The sequence below is a fragment of the Burkholderia sp. AU38729 genome (genome assembly GCF_020419725.1).
Classification (GTDB): Bacteria; Pseudomonadota; Gammaproteobacteria; order Burkholderiales; family Burkholderiaceae; genus Burkholderia.
Genome location: NZ_JAIZQO010000005.1, coordinates 333,358 through 348,488, shown reverse-complemented (window position 1 = coordinate 348,488; position 15,131 = coordinate 333,358). Strand labels below are relative to the sequence as shown.

The following is a 15,131-nucleotide window of genomic DNA, read 5'->3' as shown; positions in this document are numbered from 1 at the left end:
CCGGAGAACCCCGTGACCGAGCCGCGGATGACGCGCGAACAGTTCGAGCGCGACGATTTCAACGATCGCTGCCTGTTCACCGGCGTACCAATCGAAGGCAAAAAGAAAGGCGAGCATGTGATCCCACGCTGGCTAATTGCGGACTACGGCCTGCAGAACCAACGAATCGAGATGGGTGACGCGGTACATCAGGCCACCATGAAGGATTTCCGGTCGCCGGCCGATCCTGTCGCCAACGGAAAATTCGGCGACCTGGAGAACAAGATCAAATGCGGCCTCGCTAGCATTGACGAATTGCATCTGTGGCAAAAAAAAATTTCCACCGGCATGGCGCTGAATCACTGGCGCATGGCCCGCAACGTCCGCCACCCCGGTGCGCCGCTTCCGTTCGACGCACGTTATCTCGCGTTCGCCCTCCAAGACTTCCGGAAGGAGTTCGGCGAGTATTTGGAGGGGCGCTACGTGCGCACGGGATCGACGCTGTGCCTGCCGACCCGCATTCCGTCCGGTTGGCTCGTCCATGCATTCGGTACTACCGTGAGAGAGCACGATGCGAGCCACGACGCGCTCCTGCCCTTTGGATTGGTGGCGGTCAGCCACTGCGGACAGCTGATCGTCTCGGTTCTATTCGACGCCAGAAGAAGATTCGAAGCCCTCCGTCTGAAACAAGAATGGTCTGCGCTGCGACTCGACGTCAGCGAATCCCCGCTGCCCATCCAGGCCGCTTTGGCTGTCGGCTTAACAGAGTGCATTACCGCAGCGAGTGAAACTGCGTTCGGCGAGCCTCCGGCATTTGATCCACTATTCGAGCATATCGCCTATCAGCTCGGCATCGAAGTCGATCCTGCAACTGCGCAGTATCGCGCGCGTGCAGCCCGCTGACACCGCGTAACACACGCGCGTGCCGAGCCATCCAGCGCCCTCTTGATATCCTGCGCCCAATCATGCCAATCCGCTTCGTGCTCCTCCCGCTGCTCGCCGCGCTTTCGTTCAATGTCCGCGCCGGCGACCTGCCGAAATCGGTCGCCGCGCAGTTGCCGCCCGGCTACCAGCCGCTGCTCGCGCATGCCGGGCCGGATCTCGACAACGGGCGGCACAGCTTGCTCGTCGTCGTGCATCGGGCGGTCGATACGCGCGAGCAGCCGTCGCCGCGTCCGCTGCTGATCTTCGAGGAACAGCCGGATCACGCGTTCCGGCTCGTCGCGCGCAACGACCAGGTCGTGCTGCGCGCGAACGAAGGCGGTCAGTGCGACCCGTTCGATCCCGAAGATGCCGCCGACAACGGCTTCGCGATCAAGGGCCACTATTTCACCGTGCAGAACTTCGTCGCGTGCGGGCAGCACTGGAGCGACTACGTGACGTTCCGCTACGACCCACGCACGCACGGGTGGCTGTTCTCGAACCAGATCGTCACGGAATCGTTCCCGCTCGACGACCAGCCCGACCACGTCACCGTCACGCGCGCCGACGCGCATCGACCGGTGTCGTTCGGTCAATGGAAACGCAAGGACTGACGCGGCCGGTGCCACGCGCCGCGACCGGTTGCCTCGCACGCCGGCAGGCGCGGGCACGGCCGGATACCGTCACGTCCCGCCGCTCCCGCGCTCGCGAGCGCACGCCAACAGGGCTACCATGAACGCTTGCCGTCGCGCGACCGTGCGCCGGCCTCGCACGCGGCTCGCCCGCACGCGTTCCCTCGCTGCACCCGCACTGGAGAACGACATGACGCAACACTTCGACGCGATCGTCATCGGCACCGGTCAAGCCGGGCCGCCACTCGCCGCGCGGCTGTCCGCCGCCGGGATGAAAGTCGCAATCATCGAGCGCGGCCGCTTCGGCGGCACCTGCGTGAACACCGGCTGCATCCCGACCAAGACGCTGATCGCGAGCGCGTACGCCGCGCACCTCGCGCGGCGCGCCGGCGAATACGGCGTGTCGGTCGGCGGCCCCGTCACCGTCGACATGCAAGCCGTGAAGGCGCGCAAGGACCAGATCTCCGGCCGCTCGAACCACGGCGTCGAGCAATGGGTGCGCGGCCTCGCGAACACCACCGTGTTTCAGGGTCACGCCCGCTTCGAGCAGGCCAACACGGTGCGCGTGGGCGACGACCTGCTCGACGCGGAACGCCTCTTCATCAACGTCGGCGGGCGCGCGCAGGTGCCGGCCATGCCGGGCCTCGACACGGTGCCGTACCTGACCAACTCGACGATGATGGACGTCGACTTCCTGCCCGAGCATCTCGTGATCGTCGGCGGCAGCTACATCGGGCTCGAGTTCGGCCAGATGTATCGCCGCTTCGGGTCGAAGGTCACGATCGTCGAGCAGGGTTCGCGCCTGATCCGGCGCGAGGACGAAGACGTGTCGCAGGCCGTGCGCGAGATTCTCGAAAACGAAGGGATCGACGTGCAGCTCGACGCGACCTGCCTGAGCGCGCGGCGCAACGGCAACGGCATCGCGGTCGGCCTCGACTGCGCGGGCGGCGGCCGCGAGGTCGCGGGCTCGCACCTGCTGCTCGCGGTCGGACGCGTGCCGAACACCGACGATCTCGGGCTCGACCGCGCGGGCGTCTCGACCGACGCGCGCGGCTACATCGAGGTCGACGAACAGTTGCGCACGAACGTGCCCGGCATCTGGGCGCTCGGCGACTGCAACGGGCGCGGCGCGTTCACGCACACCGCATACAACGACTACGAGATCGTCGCGGCCAACCTGCTCGACAACGATCCGCGCAAGGTGTCCGATCGCATCGCGGCGTACGCGCTGTACGTCGATCCGCCGCTCGGCCGCGTCGGCATGACGCTCGCGCAAGCGAAACAGACCGGCCGCCGGCTGCTCGTCGGCACGCGCCCGATGACGCGCGTCGGCCGCGCGGTGGAAAAAGGCGAGAGCCTGGGTTTCATGAAGGTGATCGTGGACGCGGACAGCCATGCGATCCTCGGTGCATCGATCCTCGGCGTGACGGGCGACGAAGTCGTGCACGGGATGCTCGACGTAATGGCCGCCGGCGCGCCGTACACGACGATCAGCCGTGCGATGCATATCCACCCGACCGTGTCGGAGCTCGTCCCGACGTTGCTGCAGGATCTGCATCCGGTCGAATGACGGGCGGCGGGTGGCGGGTGGCGGGTGGCGGGTGGCGGGTGGCGGGTGGCGGGTGGCGGGTGGCGGTGGCGGCCGGCGCGCTGAAGCCGCTGATCGACCGCACGTTCGCGTTCGACGACATCGCGCAAGCGCATCGGTACATGGAAGCCGGTGCGCAGCTCGGGAAGACCGTCGTCACGGTGTGAACGATGCGAGGCGGGCGGCCGCTTGTCTGTCAACAGCGGCACACCCGCCCCCCCGTTCAGCTTTCGAAATACCGCGGCCGGTCGATATCGGCCAGCAGCCCCGGCTGCGTCGGCGCCCAGTCGAGCGATGCACGCGTGCGCTCGCTCGTGGCCGGCGCATCCATCCCCGCGAACATCGCGAACCAGCCGAAGTGTTCGCCGGCTTCAGCCGCCGTTTTCGCGACGACGGGCACGTTCAGCCGCCGGCCGATCACCTCCGCGATGTCCCTGAACCGCACGCCGGTATCGTCGACCGCGTGATAGCGCGCGCCGGCCGCACCTCGCTCGATCGCGAGCCGGTACACACGCGCCGCGTCGAGCCGGTGCACGGCCGGCCAGCGGTTGTCGCCTTCGCCGATGTACGCCGACGCGCCCTTCTCCCGCGCGAACGCGATCAGGCGCGGCACGAAAGCGTGATCGCCGTCGCCGTGCACGGACGGCGGCAGGCGCACGACCGACGCGTGCACGCCGCGCGCCTCCAGCGCGGCCGCGGTCGCTTCGGACGCCCGCGGGTAGGTCGACGACACCGGCACGGGCGGATCGTCCTCGGTTGCCGCGCGCCCGGGTGCGACGAGCGCGAGGCCCGACGTGACGACCAGCGGCCGCGCCGAGCCCGCGAGCGCCGCACCGATCGTCTCGATCGCGCGGCGATCGAGCTCGCAGTTCTGCGCGAAGCGCGAGAAGTCGTGATTGAATCCCGTATGGATCACCGCGTCGGCGGCTTCGGCGCCGCGCGTGAGGCTGTCGAGATCCTCCAGCGACCCGCGGTGGACCTCGGCGCCGGCCGCCGCGACCGACGACGCGGCCGCATCGGACCGCGCGAGGCCGAGCACCGAGTGCCCGGCAGCAATGAGTTCGGCCACGACGGCCGCGCCGACGAAGCCCGACGCTCCAGTAACAAAGACACGCATGTTCAACACCTCCGGATGGCAGGGAGGCTTACTATCTGTCGATCGCCGTGCACGGTGAAGTCGTGACGGTTTACCGGTAAACGAACCAACAGGCTATGGCTGACGCCCCCGACAACCTGCTCGGCGCATACCTTCGGGCCCGCCGCGAGAAACTCGACCCGGCCGCGCTCGGCCTGCCGGCCACGCGCCGCCGCACGCCGGGCCTGCGGCGCGAGGAAGTCGCCCAGCGTGCGCACGTGAGCACCGCGTGGTACACGTGGCTCGAACAGGGGCGCGGCGGCGCGCCGTCGGCTGACGTGCTCGACCGGCTCGCCCGCGCGCTGCTGCTGAACGACGCCGAGCGCGAGCACCTGTTCCTGATCGGCGTCGGCCACCTGCCGGAAGTGCGTTATCACGCCGCCAACCATGTGTCGCCGCGCGTGCAGCACGTGCTCGATTCGCTCGACGCGAGCCCCGCGATCGTGCGCTCGGCGACGTGGGACGTCGTCGCGTGGAACGACGCGGCAGCCGCGACGCTGACCGACTACACGACGCTGTCGCCGGAACGGCGCAACATCCTGCGGCTCATCTTCGTCGATCCGCACGTGCGCGGCGTGCAGGCGAACTGGGAACGCGTCGCGCGGTTCGCGGTGGGCGCGTTTCGCGCCGACGTCGCGCGCGGCGGTGCGACGCAGGCCGTTCAGGCTTTCGTCGACGAGATGCGCGCGGCGAGCGCGGAGTTCGACTCGCTGTGGCGCGACCACGATGTCCGCTCGCACGAGGAAGGCACCAAGGAGATCCACCATCCTGCGGTCGGGCGCATCGCGCTCGAATATTCGGCGTTCGCGGTGAACGGCCGGCCCGACCAGACGCTTGTGATCTTTACGCCGGAAACGGCGGCCGATCGCGCGCTCGTCCGGTCGCTGGTGGCCGCGCGCGCGCAAGCGCTGGCCGAGCAGATGCCCGTCGCATGACGGCGCGTGTTCAATCTGATGAACGCGCCGTCGAGCCGTCTCGCCCGCCACCGCCATCCCCCCGTCGCCCCGTTCCGTCCCATCGCATTCCGCACTGATTCCCAGTCGAATATTTAATTTTCACCTGGCTTAGCGCGCGCTTACCCTTTCGGCATCGCATCACAGGGCCACCGGCCCCTCCCTGGAGCATTCCGATGTCCGACCCCGGCACCGCGCAAGCCATCCCCCGCCCGCATGCGGCTTCCGTGTCCTATCGCGCGCTCGCACTACTGGTGCTGGCCGGCCTCAACCTGCGTCCGTTTCTGACCGCATTCGGCCCCGTGCTCGACGTCGTGCGCGCCGACACGGGCCTCGGCTTTCGCGCGGCCGCGCTGCTGACCACGCTGCCGTTCGTGCTGATGGGTGTCGTCGCCGGGGTCGGCGTCGGGCTCGCGCGGCGCATGGGCGAGCAGCGCGCGCTGAGCGTCGCGCTGGCGCTGATCGCGGCAGGTTGCACGGCGCGCCTGTGGAGCGACGGCAGCGCGGGCCTGATCGGCACCGCGATCGTCGCGGGCGCCGGCGTCGCCGTGATCCAGGCGCTCGTGCCCGGCCTCGCGAAACGCTGGTTCGTCGACCGGCTGCCGCTCGCGATGGGCCTCTACTCGGCCGCGCTGGTCGGCGGCGGCGCGTTCGGCGCGGTCGCGAGCCCGTGGCTCGCCGCGCAGGGCGGCTGGCATCTCGCGCTCGCCGTGTGGGCCGTGCCCGCGCTCGCCACGCTCGCGCTGTGGCGGGCGAAGGCGCCGCGCGACGCCGTGCGCGCGACGGCCGTATCGGCTCCGCTCACCGCGTTCATCCGCATTCCGCGCGCGTGGCAGCTCGCGCTGTTCTTCGGGCTCAGCAACAGCGGCTACGCCAGCCTCGTCGCGTGGCTGCCCGCGTTCTACCGCGGCATCGGCATGCGTCCGCAAGCGAGCGGCAACCTGCTCGCGTGGATGGCGCTGTTCCAGGCGGCCGGCGCCCTCGCGATGCCGATGCTCGCAAAACGCTCGCCCGACCGCCGCGCCGTGCTGTGGCTCACGCTCGCGCTGCAGGCGGCCGGCTTCATCGGGTTCGCGACGCTGCCCGCGCTCGCGCCGTGGCTTTGGGTCGCGAGCGTCGGCCTCGGTCTCGGCGGCTTCTTCTCGATGAGCCTGATCGTCACGCTCGACCACCTGCCCGATGCGCGGCTCGCCGGCGCGCTCGCCGCGTTCGTGCAGGGCATCGGCTTCCTGACCGTCGCGGCCAGCCCCTGGCTGATCGGCTGGCTGCGCGACGCGGGCGGCGGCTTCGCGATCGCGTGGTGGATGCATCTCGGCGTGATCGCCGCGATGGCCGCGCTGAACGCCGCGTTCGTGCCCGTCGGCTACCGGCACAGCATGGTGCGCATCACCGGCGCCGCCCGCTAACGCCCCTTCGAATCCGGACGTTTCGCCGGCCGCTGCCGGCGCAACGTCCAGCCGCCCGCGCACGGCCGGGCGCGGGCAGTCACGCCCATCGGCCGCTGGTTCGCTTCACGACAAACAACATCAATCGGTATTGGAGACAGACATGAAAAAACTCGTCCTGGCCGTGGCGCTCGCGCTGACGGCCGGCGCCGCCGCCGCGAAAGACCCGGCAGTGCTGCGCCTCGGCGTCGACCCCAGCTATGCGCCGTTCGAATCGCTCGCGCCCGACGGCAAGCTCGTCGGCTTCGACATCGATCTCGGCAATGCGATCTGCGAACGGATGAAGGTGCGCTGCGTGTGGGTCGAAAATGCGTTCGACGGGATGATCCCCGCGCTGAAGGCGCGCAAGTTCGACGGCGTGCTGTCGTCGATGAGCGTGACCGAGAAGCGCCTCGCGCAGATCGCATTCACGGACAAGATCAACAACGTGCCGCCCCGGCTCGTCGCGAGGCGCGGCTCGAACCTGCAGCCGACGCCCGAATCGCTGCAGGGCAAGAGCGTCGGCGTCGAGCAGGGTTCGACGCAGGAAACCTATGCGCGCACGTACTGGGAGCCGAAGGGCGTGATCGTCCGCACGTACCAGACGCAGGATCTCGTCTACCAGGACCTGCTGTCGGGGCGGCTCGATGCGTCGCTGCAATCGTCGGTGCAGGCCGACCTCGGTTTCCTGAAAACCGCGAAGGGCGCGAACTTCGAATTCGCGGGGCCGCCGCTGCATGACCCGAAGACACTTGGCGTGGGTTCGGCGATCGGCGTGCGCAAGGACGACGACGCGCTGCGCACGCAGATCAACCAGGCGCTGGCGAGCCTGATCCAGGACGGCACGTACCAGCGGATCGCGAAGAAGTATTTCTCGTTCGACATCTACAACTGACGGGAACGAACGAGGCAACGCGAAGCGGTGTCACGCAGGCGTGCGCGACACCGCTGGTTCGTTCACCGAATGATTTCGACTACGCCGCTCGCTGCAACAGATCGGTGGCGAACGACTTCGCGTGCGCGACGGCTTCCTGCGCGTCGCCGAACACACCGAGTTCATCCCAGTGTTCTTCGGCCGCGTACGTTCCCTTCACGGCGAGCGCCCGCTGCACGCTCAACTGCGCGGCGTATTTGCCGTCCTGCAACGGCCGGGCCGTCGCCACCACCTTGTGCGGCGGGCTGGCGCGCTCCGGCTGAACCAGTTCGACGGCGCCGCCGGCCACGTCGACATACATCAACTCGTTCCGGGTGTTGCAGTCCGGGCAGTAGAAGCACCACCCGGAGTCCTCTTGATGGGGCCTGACCTGCCCGCGAGCCAGCACGGCGCGGCATGCAACGTTTTCGCAGATGAACGGCATGGCAGTCTCCGAAGTTGTTTGTCGGAAATCCTAGCATGTCCGTCGGCGGTCAACCACCGGCATCGGCACGATCGCCTTGCGGTCGATCAGGTTCGGGCTCATACGCCCTTGATACGGCTTACACGCAGGTCGACCCGGCGCTCGCAAGCCACTCGTCAGCCGGGATAAACTGTCGGCCCAACCCACGAACCCGGCCATCCTTCATGTTGATCCGCGTTGCGACGCCCTCCGATGCCATCCCGCTCGCCGAACTGAAGCGCGACACGTTTCGCGAAACCTTTCTGCAAGACGGATTCAATATCGACTACCCGCCGCACGATCTGGCTGCGTACGAAACCCAGACCTACTCGGTGGAAACGGTCACGGGCCAGCTCAACGATCCCCAGTGCCGCACGTGGGTCGCTGAAAGCGACGACGGCCGGCTGGTAGGGTATGCGCACGCGGGGCCGTGCAAGCTCCCGCACCCGGAGGTTGCCGACGGTGCCGGGGAGATCCATCAGATCTACCTTCGGCGCGGCACGCAAGGGACCGGCGCCGGGCGCGCGTTGTTCGATTCCGCGCTCGACTACCTGGCCACGGAACGCCCCGGCCCGGTGTGGCTGGGCGTGTGGTCCGGCAACGCGAAGGCCATCGCCTTCTATGAGAAAGCCGGGTTCAAGCGCGTCGGCACGTACGATTTCAAGGTCGGGGAAGCGACTGACCTGGAGTTCATCTACCGTCGTTGACCTTCGCAGCGGCATGCCGACCAAGCCGCACCTGAGAAAGAAAAGGGGCGTCGCGCAGGATCGCGCGACGCCCCTGCTTCACTTCGGCCGCCCCGTTCGGACAGCGACGGCGATTGATGCATGACTGACCGTCAATCGGCCGGCGTCACTTGTAATTGAACGCGTCCGGGTGGTTCTCAAGGCTGCCCGTCAGTGCCGCATACAGGATCGTCCGTCCGTCGATCGATTCGCTACCGCCGCCGATATTGAGCCACGTCAGCTTCTCGGCGCCCTCCTTCGGACCGACGACCGACAGCACACCGTACATGACCTTCTTCTGCGGGTCGTACAGCACCGCGATGCGCTCCGACGCGCACCTGTGCGGCTTGCAGGCCGTCATCACGTAAACGTCGTGCCCACCGAACACGACGGTGGTTGCCGGAGATTCGGTGCCGTTCGTCACCCATGCCGGCACCGCGTGGCCTTTCTTCATTGCGGCGAATGCATCGCTCGCCGCGCGATCGCCGGGGATCGCGCTCATCGTCCAGGTTTTCGTCGGCGCGAGGCCCGCGGCCCATGCGGCCTGGGCGAGGATCAGTGCGGCAGCGGCAAGAGGCATCCTGACGTTCATTTATCCATACTCCTATCAATGTGGCGATTGCTTAGTCGCCACAACGCCGACAAGAGTTCGTCCCGTCATGTCAATTTTTGTCAGTCAATAGCGGCTGCGTCCCCACAGCGTCTTCGGCTCGTCGAGCAGGTGACGCAACCCGCTGCGCTCGATCGTGAGTGCCGCGACTTCATTCACCCGTTCGAGAATCGCCTCCTCATCGACCGACAACACGCGCCGCTCCTCCATCAGCACCCTTCCGCCGACCATCGTCATGCACACGTCGGCCGCGTTCGCGAAGCACGTCACGCGATACACCGGCATGTTCATCGGCATCATGTGCGGCCGGAACAGGTCGACGAGGATGATGTCGGCGAGCTTGCCCGCTTCGAGCGAACCGACTTCGTGATCGACCGACAGCGCCTTCGCCGCGTCGATCGTCACCATCTCCAGCACCTTGCCGTGCGGCAGCACGTCCGGGTCGCGGAAATGCCGGCGGTGGTAATGCATGCACTGCCACATGTGGCGGAACATGTCGTAGCCGCGGTCGGGCGCCGCGCCGTCCGACGCGATCGCCACCGTCACGCCCGCATCGATCAGCTCGGGCACCGGGCAGCGCCCGATGATCGACATGATCGCGCTCGGGTTGTGGACGATCGCCGTGCCCGTCTCGACGCATGCCGCGATGTCGTCGTCGGTCAGGTCGATGCTGTGCGACATGAACGACGTCGGGCCGAGCAAGCCGAGCTCGCGGTGCGCGAACGCGAGCGTGCCCGCGCGGTGGCCGTCCTGCGTGAACGTCAACCCGCGCTCGCGCGCCAGCGCGCCGTAACGCGCGGCCTGGTCGCGGAAGTCGCGCTCGTACCGCGCGAGTTCGGGGTCGTGCTCGGGCCCGTACACGGGCAGCGTGAGCGCGATGCGGATCCGGCCGTCGGCATCGCCGTGGCATTCGTCGATGATGCTTTGGCACACTGCGTACATCGTGTCGAAGCCGATGTCGCGCGTGTCGCTGCCGTCCGGCGTGTGGCGCGTGTAAGCACGCGGCGCCGGTGGCCGAGACGGGCCGACCGCGACGATCGAGCGCGTGCCGGTGCGCACGACCGCATCGCAATGGCGCCGTGCATAGACCGGATCGTCGACGCGCATGATCGAGTTGCCGCCGCCGAGCAGCGACACGCCCGTCGTCACGCCGGCCTTCAGCCGTTCGAGCGCGGCAAGGTGCGATTCGGTTTCCCAGAACGCCTCGTCGGACGCACGCGTGTAGATCGTCTCGGCCGCGGCCGACCATGCGTCGCCGTCCGCGCCGCCGATCGTGCGCAGCATCGCGTGGCCCGCATGCGCATGCGCATCGATCAGGCCCGGCAGCACGGCCTTGCGGCGCGCGTCGATCGTGCGTGCGGCGCGGTAGCGGGCCTGCAGTTCGTCGGTGCCGCCCACGGCGACGATCCGATCGCCTTTCACGGCAACCGCGCCGTGCTCGATCACGCGCCGCTGCGGGTCCATCGTGATCACGCAGCCATTCGCGATCAGCGTGTCGATCGCTTCGCGGTTGTCCGCCTGGTTGTCCTCGGTCGTCATCGCAGTGTCCTGTTGTCGTTCGATTGATTTCATTGCCGTCCCGCCATCCAGCCGGCCAGTCGTCACGCGGAACCGACCGTCGCGGCAACCCGCGCCTTCAACCTGCGCTGCCCCGCGCTGATCACGATGAACACCACCGCATTCACCGCGAGCGCGACGAGCCCCGGGTTGATCGACGTCAGCGTGTTCGACGCGCGCGGGAACAGCGACGCGAGCGTCACGCCATAGGTGTTCGTCATCGCGATCACGATCGCGCCGGCGGCGATCCCCGCGAACGCGCCTTCGCGCGTGCCGAACGGCCGCTTCAGGAAGCTCGATGCGAGCATCGGCACGAGCTGCGTGAGCAGGCTCGACGAGAAGATCGCGAGCGTGACGAACGTCGCGCCGCCGCGCAGCACGAAGTAGACGACCACCAGCGTGAAGATCGGCAGCGCGATCCGCGCGACGCGCGTCACCTCGCGGTCGGTCGCGTTCGGCGCGAAACCTTCGCGGTAGATGTTGCGTGCGATCGTCGTCGATGCGTTCAGCATGATCAGCGAACCCGGCACCAGCGCGGTCAGCAGGCCCGTGCCGCCGACGATGCCGACGAACCATGCGGGAAACGTCTGCTTCACGAGCCGTAGCAGCGCGAGATCGGCCTGCGCGCCTTCGAGCCCGTGCACGGTCATCACGGCCGCGAAGCCGACGAGGAACAGGAACGCGATCAGCACCTGGTACAGCGGCATCAGGATCACGTTGCGGCGCAGCGCGCGCTCGTCCTTCGCGACGTAGATCGCGGTGAACCCGTGCGGATACAGGTAGTAGCCGAGCGACGTGAGCAGGATCGTCGAGTTGTACCAGCTCAGGTTGAAACCGTGCTCGGGCATGCGCAGCAGTTCGGGATGCGCGGCGTCGAGCTTCGCGAACATCGCGCCGAGGCCGCCGTAGTAATGCATCGGCAGGTACAGGCCGAGGAAGATCGCGATCGCGAGAATCAGCACGTCCTTGAAGATCGCGATGCTCGCCGAGCCGTGGATGCCCGACACCACCATGTACACGGCCATCAGCGTCGCGGCGACCCAGATCGCGGCCGCTTGCGGAATCAGCCCGTACGACATCTCCGACACGATCACGCCGAGCCCGCGCAACTGGATCATCAGCAGCGACACCATCGCGAACACCGCGACGACCGACACCAGCACGCCGATCGCGCGGCTGTCGTACTTCGCCGCGAAGTAGTCGGCGAACGACACGAGCCCGCGCGCCTTCGCGTAACGCCAGATCGCCGGCAGCATCCAGTAGCCGATCACGAACGCGAGGCAGCCGTACGACAGGATGTAGAACGCGGGCACGCCCTTGCTGTAGGTCCAGCCGCTCGCGCCGAGGAACGAGAACGTCGAGAACGCCTCGCCGGCCATCAGCAGGAACGTGAGCAGCGAGCCGAAGCCGCGTCCGCCGACGGCCCACTGCTCGAGCGTGAGCTTGCGGCCGCGGCGCGCCATCACACCGATCGCGAGCGCGAACACGGCGAACGCCGCGATGATGAGGATCGATGCGTTCATCGCGCGTCTCCCGGGCGGCCGGCGCGGGCCGCGGCGCGTTCATCGCGTTCATCGCGTTCATCGAGATGGAACAGGATCGCGAGGATCGCGGCGGTGGCCGCCATCCAGACCAGGTTCCAGACGAGCAGGAACGGCAGCCCGAACAGCAGCGGCCGCACCTCGGCGAGCGAGCCGCCCGCATACATTCCGACGAACGGCAACGCCGCCAGCAACAGTTTGAGTTTCATGAGTGCCTCCTCCGGAAGACGCGCGTATGCGTCAGAACATCAGAACTTCTGGCGGATGCCGACCACCACCGCCACCTGCGACGTCGTCGACGACGCGCTGTCGGTGCCGTCGATCCACGCCTGGCCGACACCCGACGACGCCTTCTGGTAGAAGCCGTTCACGTACACGTCGGTGCGCTTGGACAGCAGGTACTGCACGCCGGCCGATACCTGGTGGTAGTGACCGCTGTCGCTGGTGCGCGCGACCTGCGTATAGGTGTAGCCGGCCGCGGCCATCAGCGCCGGCGTGATCAGGTAGCGCAGGCTGCCTTCGTAGTTGTTGAAGCGCAGCGCACCGCCCGTCGCCTGCCCGAAGTTCGAGCCCGTGTACAGCAGGCCGAGCGTGGCCGGCCCGATCGCGTAGCTGCCGCCCGCGCCCCAGATCTGCTGGCGGATCGCGTTCCCGAGGCTCGCGCCGAACACCGATGCCGACGCCGGATAGTAGTTGTCCGAAGCAACGGCGCCGCTCGTGCTGACCGCCGGATGGTTCACGCGCGCATACGCGGCGCCCGCGTTGAGCGGCCCGTTCACGTACGTGACGCCCGCGCTCCAGCTGTTGTCGTTCGCGAAGCCGGTCGAGTTGGAGAAGCCGTACACGAGATTCGCCTGCAGGCCCGCGATCGTCGGCGACACGTACTTCACCGCGTTGTTGGTGCGGAACGTGTTGTTGATGTCGTCGTTGTCGAACGGGTGCGTCGAGTACTGCGCGAGGAAGCTGCTCATCTGCAGCGAGCCGAGGATGTCCTGCGTCGAGTTGTACTGGCGGCCGAGCGTCACCGCGCCCCAGTTCGCGCCGCTCAGGCCGACCCACGCCGAACGCCCGAACATCCGGCCGCCCTGCCCGAGCGCGCCGTTCGCGACGTTGAAGCCGTTCTCGAGACGGAAGTTCGCCTTCAGGCCGCCGCCGAGATCCTCGGTGCCGATCAAGCCCCAGCGCGGGCCCGATTCGTTGCCGCCGGTGAATTGCCACAATGCATGGCCCTTCGCGTTGTTCGTGTAGGTCACGCCCGCGTCGACGATCCCGTACAGCGTCACCGTCGACTGCGCGTGCGCGGCGCCGGCAAACAGCATGGCCACGGCTGTGCCCACGCCTGCGGCGCCCGTCTTCCCACCTTTGATTCGTACCATCTCCGTCTTCTCCGCTCCAAACCTGTTCATCGATGTGTTGTGTTTTTTTTTTGATCCTGCCCATACGCCCGATCAGGTTGTATAGACAGTGGCTGGATGGTATCCAGCCGCAATCGCATCAAGAAATGAAATGTTCAACTGGGCGGCAGTTGAAAATCGAATGGCGGGGCGATGAGCGGGGACGGTGCGCCGCTGCAAGAGAAACGAAAGCGCGCAAGCCCGCTGGACGGGGCGCGCTTTGCTCAGACGTGAATGGCGCGCGTAAGCAAGCTGACGAAACGGCGACGCGTGATGCGCCTATGCGGTTTTCCCGGATAACCCGTGCATCGGCCGCCGCAGCGCGGCGTCGAACGGGTTGGTGCGTGGCCCGATCGCATCGGCCTGGCGCCGCAGCAGCTCGACGACCATCGGCATCCGGTCGTCGCCGAGGCGCGACGCGAGCGTGCCGACACTCAGCGCGGCGACCGGATACCCGGTGCGATCGAGGATCGGCACGGCGACGCCGGCCATCCCGTCGAGCACGCCGCTGTTGCGGCCCGCGTAGCCGAGCTGCCGCACGCGTTCGATCTCGGTGCGCAGGTACACCTCGTCGAGCACGCCATAGCCGCGAATGCGCGGCACGTTGAAGCGGATCACTTCCTCGCGTTCCGCTTCGGGCAGGAACGCGAGGATCGCGAGACTGCCCTGCCCGACGCCGAGCGCGATGCGCCCGCCGATGTCGCCGGTGAACGAGCGGATCGGGAACGGCCCTTCGCACAGGTCGAGACACACCGCGTCGAAGCCGCTCTTCACGAGCAGGAAGATCGTCTCGCCGAGACTCGCGCACAGCCGCAACAACGCGGGGCGGCACAGCGTGCGCATGCTGCTCGGGTTGCCGGCCTGCGCGGCGAGCGCGAAGAAGTCGACGCTCAGCCGGTACAGCTTCGATTGCTCGTCCTGCTCGACCATCCCTTCCGCGATCAGCGATTGCAGGATCCGGTGCGCGGTGCCCTGCGTGAGGCCGACAGCCTTCGCGAGATGCGTGACGCGCACGCCGTCCTGCTGCATGCCTGCCAGCGCGCGCAGGATCGCGAACGCACGCTGCAGCATGCCGGTGCCCGGCGCGCCGGCCGGATCGGCGGCGTCCTCGTCCGGGTGCGCCGCGCGGGCGGCCGGCGACGTTCCGGGCGAATGGGGTTCCTGCATGCCGGCTCTCCTCGATGATTTCAATGAACGGAATACGGTAGCCGCCATTGTCGTCCGGCTGAAATTCCGCGGGCATCCGGGTGTGCACGGGATTGACGCGTGCATTTCGCGGCCTGGTCGCCCATCATC

General features: G+C 67.7%; 16 protein-coding genes. 8 read left to right on the top strand and 8 right to left on the bottom strand.

The annotated features are described in order from the left end of the window. Positions 1–12: 12 nt before the first annotated feature. From LGM56_RS16145 to LGM56_RS16130, 4 genes are all read left to right on the top strand, one after another. Entirely contained in the window at positions 13–882 is an 870-nt protein-coding gene (locus LGM56_RS16145) for a hypothetical protein (protein ID WP_226205657.1), read from the top strand. A gap of 62 nt (positions 883–944) precedes the next feature. After that, positions 945–1,514, top strand: coding sequence for a hypothetical protein (locus tag LGM56_RS16140; RefSeq protein ID WP_226205653.1), 570 nt, complete (start codon positions 945–947; stop codon positions 1,512–1,514). 208 nt (positions 1,515–1,722) lie between these two features. Continuing rightward, positions 1,723–3,102 carry an FAD-containing oxidoreductase gene (locus LGM56_RS16135; protein WP_089497578.1) on the top strand — a complete coding sequence of 460 codons (1,380 nt, stop codon included), beginning with the start codon at positions 1,723–1,725 and terminating at the stop codon, positions 3,100–3,102. Further along, on the top strand, positions 3,099–3,287 hold the full coding sequence (locus LGM56_RS16130; protein ID WP_226205651.1) for a zinc-binding dehydrogenase: 189 nt from the start codon (positions 3,099–3,101) through the stop codon (positions 3,285–3,287). The genes LGM56_RS16135 and LGM56_RS16130 overlap by 4 nt, the downstream gene beginning before the upstream one ends. Positions 3,288–3,343: 56 nt before the next feature. On the opposite strand, the gene LGM56_RS16125 is transcribed toward LGM56_RS16130, so the two are convergent. Continuing rightward, positions 3,344–4,237, bottom strand: a complete 894-nt coding sequence (locus LGM56_RS16125) for an SDR family oxidoreductase (RefSeq protein WP_226205649.1) — start codon at positions 4,235–4,237, stop codon at positions 3,344–3,346. Positions 4,238–4,332: 95 nt separating this feature from the next. On the opposite strand from LGM56_RS16125, the gene LGM56_RS16120 reads away from it, so the two are divergent. The 3 genes from LGM56_RS16120 to LGM56_RS16110 all read left to right on the top strand — a co-directional run bounded on the left by LGM56_RS16120 (position 4,333) and on the right by LGM56_RS16110 (position 7,527). Beyond that, positions 4,333–5,190 (top strand): helix-turn-helix transcriptional regulator, encoded by an 858-nt coding sequence (locus LGM56_RS16120; RefSeq protein ID WP_226205648.1) that lies wholly within the window; start codon positions 4,333–4,335, stop codon positions 5,188–5,190. Between the two features lie 194 nt (positions 5,191–5,384). After that, entirely contained in the window at positions 5,385–6,614 is a 1,230-nt protein-coding gene (locus LGM56_RS16115) for a cyanate transporter (RefSeq protein ID WP_226205647.1), read from the top strand. Positions 6,615–6,756: 142 nt separating this feature from the next. Continuing rightward, positions 6,757–7,527: an ABC transporter substrate-binding protein gene (locus LGM56_RS16110; protein WP_226205646.1), complete on the top strand. Its 771-nt coding sequence runs from the start codon at positions 6,757–6,759 to the stop codon at positions 7,525–7,527. Between the two features lie 79 nt (positions 7,528–7,606). On the opposite strand, the gene LGM56_RS16105 is transcribed toward LGM56_RS16110, so the two are convergent. Further along, complete coding sequence (locus LGM56_RS16105) at positions 7,607–7,990, bottom strand: hypothetical protein (RefSeq protein WP_039364182.1); 384 nt, start codon at positions 7,988–7,990, stop codon at positions 7,607–7,609. Positions 7,991–8,193: 203 nt separating this feature from the next. Here LGM56_RS16105 and LGM56_RS16100 point away from each other — a divergent pair, with 203 nt between their 5' ends. Then, on the top strand, positions 8,194–8,715 hold the full coding sequence (locus tag LGM56_RS16100; protein ID WP_089463081.1) for a GNAT family N-acetyltransferase: 522 nt from the start codon (positions 8,194–8,196) through the stop codon (positions 8,713–8,715). A gap of 145 nt (positions 8,716–8,860) precedes the next feature. On the opposite strand, the gene LGM56_RS16095 is transcribed toward LGM56_RS16100, so the two are convergent. The 6 genes from LGM56_RS16095 to LGM56_RS16070 all read right to left on the bottom strand — a co-directional run bounded on the left by LGM56_RS16095 (position 8,861) and on the right by LGM56_RS16070 (position 15,002). Then, positions 8,861–9,325: an Ivy family C-type lysozyme inhibitor gene (locus LGM56_RS16095; RefSeq protein WP_226205644.1), complete on the bottom strand. Its 465-nt coding sequence runs from the start codon at positions 9,323–9,325 to the stop codon at positions 8,861–8,863. Positions 9,326–9,409: 84 nt separating this feature from the next. After that, positions 9,410–10,882, bottom strand: a complete 1,473-nt coding sequence (locus LGM56_RS16090) for an amidohydrolase family protein (RefSeq protein WP_226205643.1) — start codon at positions 10,880–10,882, stop codon at positions 9,410–9,412. A 62-nt stretch (positions 10,883–10,944) separates the two neighbouring features. Beyond that, positions 10,945–12,423: a sodium:solute symporter family protein gene (locus LGM56_RS16085; protein WP_226205642.1), complete on the bottom strand. Its 1,479-nt coding sequence runs from the start codon at positions 12,421–12,423 to the stop codon at positions 10,945–10,947. After that, on the bottom strand, positions 12,420–12,650 hold the full coding sequence (locus tag LGM56_RS16080) for a DUF3311 domain-containing protein (protein ID WP_226205641.1): 231 nt from the start codon (positions 12,648–12,650) through the stop codon (positions 12,420–12,422). The genes LGM56_RS16085 and LGM56_RS16080 overlap by 4 nt, the downstream gene beginning before the upstream one ends. Positions 12,651–12,689: 39 nt before the next feature. Beyond that, positions 12,690–13,817 (bottom strand): porin, encoded by a 1,128-nt coding sequence (locus LGM56_RS16075; protein WP_413226779.1) that lies wholly within the window; start codon positions 13,815–13,817, stop codon positions 12,690–12,692. A gap of 297 nt (positions 13,818–14,114) precedes the next feature. Next, entirely contained in the window at positions 14,115–15,002 is an 888-nt protein-coding gene (locus LGM56_RS16070; protein WP_089497590.1) for an IclR family transcriptional regulator, read from the bottom strand. Positions 15,003–15,131 lie beyond the last annotated feature (129 nt).

Excerpts from the sequence above, each read along its gene's own strand:
- LGM56_RS16140 (WP_226205653.1), top strand. The coding sequence starts at position 945 with ATGCCAATCCGCTTCGTGCTCCTCCCGCTGCTCGCCGCGCTTTCGTTC.
- LGM56_RS16135 (WP_089497578.1), top strand. The coding sequence starts at position 1,723 with ATGACGCAACACTTCGACGCGATCGTCATCGGCACCGGTCAAGCCGGG.
- LGM56_RS16130 (WP_226205651.1), top strand. The coding sequence starts at position 3,099 with ATGACGGGCGGCGGGTGGCGGGTGGCGGGTGGCGGGTGGCGGGTGGCG.
- LGM56_RS16125 (WP_226205649.1), bottom strand. The coding sequence starts at position 4,237 with ATGCGTGTCTTTGTTACTGGAGCGTCGGGCTTCGTCGGCGCGGCCGTC.
- LGM56_RS16120 (WP_226205648.1), top strand. The coding sequence starts at position 4,333 with ATGGCTGACGCCCCCGACAACCTGCTCGGCGCATACCTTCGGGCCCGC.
- LGM56_RS16115 (WP_226205647.1), top strand. The coding sequence starts at position 5,385 with ATGTCCGACCCCGGCACCGCGCAAGCCATCCCCCGCCCGCATGCGGCT.
- LGM56_RS16110 (WP_226205646.1), top strand. The coding sequence starts at position 6,757 with ATGAAAAAACTCGTCCTGGCCGTGGCGCTCGCGCTGACGGCCGGCGCC.
- LGM56_RS16105 (WP_039364182.1), bottom strand. The coding sequence starts at position 7,990 with ATGCCGTTCATCTGCGAAAACGTTGCATGCCGCGCCGTGCTGGCTCGC.
- LGM56_RS16100 (WP_089463081.1), top strand. The coding sequence starts at position 8,194 with ATGTTGATCCGCGTTGCGACGCCCTCCGATGCCATCCCGCTCGCCGAA.
- LGM56_RS16095 (WP_226205644.1), bottom strand. The coding sequence starts at position 9,325 with ATGAACGTCAGGATGCCTCTTGCCGCTGCCGCACTGATCCTCGCCCAG.
- LGM56_RS16090 (WP_226205643.1), bottom strand. The coding sequence starts at position 10,882 with ATGACGACCGAGGACAACCAGGCGGACAACCGCGAAGCGATCGACACG.
- LGM56_RS16085 (WP_226205642.1), bottom strand. The coding sequence starts at position 12,423 with ATGAACGCATCGATCCTCATCATCGCGGCGTTCGCCGTGTTCGCGCTC.
- LGM56_RS16080 (WP_226205641.1), bottom strand. The coding sequence starts at position 12,650 with ATGAAACTCAAACTGTTGCTGGCGGCGTTGCCGTTCGTCGGAATGTAT.
- LGM56_RS16075 (WP_413226779.1), bottom strand. The coding sequence starts at position 13,817 with ATGGTACGAATCAAAGGTGGGAAGACGGGCGCCGCAGGCGTGGGCACA.
- LGM56_RS16070 (WP_089497590.1), bottom strand. The coding sequence starts at position 15,002 with ATGCAGGAACCCCATTCGCCCGGAACGTCGCCGGCCGCCCGCGCGGCG.